The sequence below is a fragment of the Flavobacterium lotistagni genome (assembly GCF_011392125.1).
In the GTDB taxonomy this organism is placed as follows: Bacteria; Bacteroidota; Bacteroidia; order Flavobacteriales; family Flavobacteriaceae; genus Flavobacterium; species Flavobacterium lotistagni.
The window spans coordinates 1-579 of sequence record NZ_JAAJBU010000033.1 but is presented as its reverse complement, the minus strand read 5'-3'; the positions used below and the strand labels follow the sequence as shown (position 1 = coordinate 579).

Annotated in this window: 1 protein-coding gene; it reads left to right on the top strand. The window is 36.4% G+C overall.

Features of this window, described 5'->3' with window-relative positions:
- Positions 1–36 precede the first annotated feature (36 nt).
- Entirely contained in the window at positions 37–435 is a 399-nt protein-coding gene (locus G4D82_RS14305; protein ID WP_166337974.1) for a VOC family protein, read from the top strand.
- Positions 436–579: the final 144 nt, after the last annotated feature.

Below are 579 nucleotides of genomic sequence, written 5' to 3'. Positions count from 1 at the left end.
AACCGTTAACTGCAACCCGTAAAAACCGAGAATACAATGAAGCATATCAAACTTGTTGAAACTATATTTTATGTAAACGATCAGCAAAAAAGCGCTGAATTTTACCAAAGTATATTTCGAAAAAATCCAGATTTGAATGTTCCAGGAATGACCGAATTTGTAATTGCTGAAAATTGTAAACTTGGCTTAATGCCCAATAAAAGTATCGCCAAAATTTTACTCGATAAATTACCTAATCCGGAACTTGGTAATGGAATTCCAAGATGCGAACTTTACTTATATGTAGAAAACATTGAACTTGAATTTGAAAACGCAATTAAAAGTGGAGCGAAATTAATTAGCTCAATAGAAAATAGAGATTGGGGCGATAAAGTTTGCTATTTTTCAGATATAGATGGACATGTAATTGCATTTGCTCAAAGAATAGAAACGTAGAAAGTTCGGGCTCCAGTTAACCGCGGTCTTGCGCAATGTCTCGAATTTCTTGGCCGGAATCTTGGTTTTCACGAAGAACTTTTTACCTTAGTGGAGAAAACTCGGTTCGCAAATCCGCCACTGACGCAAGGCCGCAAACCGTTA

Bases quoted from the DNA above. Each gene is read 5' to 3' on its own strand.
- G4D82_RS14305 (WP_166337974.1), top strand. From the start codon at position 37: ATGAAGCATATCAAACTTGTTGAAACTATATTTTATGTAAACGATCAG.